This window comes from Rhodoferax sp., assembly GCF_037143375.1.
Classification (GTDB): domain Bacteria; phylum Pseudomonadota; class Gammaproteobacteria; order Burkholderiales; family Burkholderiaceae_C; genus Rhodoferax.
This window is the reverse complement of the sequence record NZ_JBAWYV010000292.1, coordinates 1-2,109: the sequence shown is the minus strand read 5'-3', so window position 1 is coordinate 2,109 and position 2,109 is coordinate 1. Positions and strand designations below refer to the sequence as shown.

Genomic DNA, 2,109 nt, shown 5'->3' with positions numbered 1-2,109 from the left:
GCCATGTCGCTGGGCATTTGCATCATCGTGGCGGCGGCGATTCACGGGTGAGCCCTTCCGAGGAAACCGGGCCGCGCCCGGTCGAAGTCGCCCTGCTCGCCTCGGTCTTCATCGTCTCGGCCTGCGGGCTGGTGTACGAATTGGCAGCCGGGGCGCTGGCGTCCTACCTGTTGGGCGACTCGGTGTTGCAGTTCTCCACCGTCATCGGCACTTATCTTTTTGCCATGGGCGTGGGCTCCTACTTATCGCGCTTTTTCGAGCGCCAGTTGCCCGCCCACTTTTTAAGGATAGAACTGCTTGTAGCCCTTATAGGTGGAGCGTTACCCGCTCTTCTTTTTATAGCAAATGCCTGGCTGCCCGGTTCGTTTCGTTTTTTACTTTACGCGTTGGTGATGGCCGTGGGCACGCTGGTGGGGCTGGAGATTCCGCTGGTCATGCGCATTCTGAAACGCAACGTGGCGCTCAAGGATCTGGTGTCGCAGGTACTCACCTTTGACTACCTCGGCGCGCTGGCGGTGTCGCTGGCGTTCCCGCTGGTGCTGGTGCCACAGTTGGGCTTGATCCGCACCGGCCTGCTGTTTGGGTTGATGAATGCGGCGGTGGCGCTGTGGGCGCTCTGGCTGTTTCGGGATGAGTTGCGGCAATTCAAGGCGCACGCCCTGGCCTGCGTGGCAACTTTGGGCCTGCTGGCCGCCGGCATGGCGGCGGCCGATCAGGTCACGACCTGGGCAGAAGACAAGATGTACCAGGACCACGTGGTGTTTGCCAGCACCTCGCCCTACCAGCGCATTGTGGTGACCCATGGCGGCGGCGAAGGGCGGGCCGGTTACCGGCTGTTCCTGAACGGCAACCTGCAATTTGCCCAGCGCGACGAATACCGCTACCACGAAGCCCTGGTGCACCCGGTGATGGCGGCCTATTCAGCCACGGGCGGGGCGCCCAAAAAAGTAGCGGTACTGGGCGGTGGCGACGGCATGGCGGTGCGCGAAATTCTCAAATACCCGGGCGTGGACAGCGTCACGCTGGTGGAACTGGACCCGGCCATGACGACGCTGTTTTCAACGCAACCGGTGCTGGTCAAACTCAACGCGGGTGCCTTGCAGTCGCCCAAGGTCAAGGTCGTCAACACCGATGCCTTTAGCTGGCTGGAGAGTACCGACGACATGTTTGACGTGATCGTGGTGGACTTCCCCGACCCCACCAATTTTTCGATTGGCAAGCTCTACACCAACGCTTTTTACGCGCTGCTGGACAAGCACTTGGCGGCCAGCGGCTATGCCGTGATCCAGACCACCTCGCCGCTGGTAGCGCGCCAAAGTTTCTGGACCGTGGTCAACACGATCGAGTCGGTCGGCCTCAGCGCCACGCCGTACCACGCCCATGTGCCGAGCTTTGGCGAATGGGGTTACGTGGTGGCCAGTCGCCGCCCTTACCGACTGCCCAGCACCTTGCCTGCGGACCTGCGGTTTTTGACGCCGCACAGCCTGCCCGCGTTGTTTGACTTCCCGGCGGACATGGCTCGGGTGCCGACCGAGGTCAACCGCCTGTCGAATCAGGTGCTGGTCACGACTTACGAGACCGAGTGGGGCCGGGTCGCCAAGTAAAGCGGCGCCTCGTCATTCAACCGGGGCGGTTATCGCTAAAGCGGGAAGGTCCAGATGCTCACAAACCGCTCCAGCTCCGCCTGAAACTCTGCAGGCGTCGCCTCAAGGTGGTCATATAGCCAAGCCCCCAATTCTTCGGTGACTTCGTAATCGAAGACACCCGGAAAACTGTCAGGGTCTTGTTTTTGGCTCCACTTATCAATGACTTTGGCCATGTCGTCACAGAGATCGACAAGACCTGCGAATCCATTGATTTTGTGCAGGTTGGGCCAGCGTTTTTTTACCGTGTTGCAACGGGCATGGTCAAGACCAATATAGAGGAAAGTGGCGGTACTCATGGTGTTGATACCTCAGCAAATCAGGCCCCATTTCATCAGGAATCACACCCTGCGAAGTGTCAGTGACGAAGGTGAAACACCCTCCTTTTCGCCCGATCAGGCTGTTCTCAGCCAGTGGCCCACTTCGAGATCAACAGCTTGCTTTTATTTGACGATGGTGACGGCTT

General features: G+C 59.7%; 2 protein-coding genes. One reads left to right on the top strand and one right to left on the bottom strand.

Annotated features, from left to right (window positions below):
- Nucleotides 1-47: 47 nt before the first annotated feature.
- The gene (locus WCG50_RS19135; RefSeq protein ID WP_336901185.1) at nucleotides 48-1,604 is read left to right on the top strand and encodes a polyamine aminopropyltransferase; all 1,557 of its coding nucleotides are present in this window, start codon (nucleotides 48-50) and stop codon (nucleotides 1,602-1,604) included.
- Nucleotides 1,605-1,639: 35 nt separating this feature from the next.
- Here WCG50_RS19135 and WCG50_RS19130 read toward each other — a convergent pair whose 3' ends face one another.
- A complete protein-coding gene (locus WCG50_RS19130) occupies nucleotides 1,640-1,942 on the bottom strand; it encodes a hypothetical protein (RefSeq protein WP_336901184.1) in 303 nt (100 codons plus the stop codon).
- Nucleotides 1,943-2,109: the final 167 nt, after the last annotated feature.

Excerpts from the sequence above, each read along its gene's own strand:
- WCG50_RS19130 (WP_336901184.1), bottom strand. The coding sequence starts at position 1,942 with ATGAGTACCGCCACTTTCCTCTATATTGGTCTTGACCATGCCCGTTGC.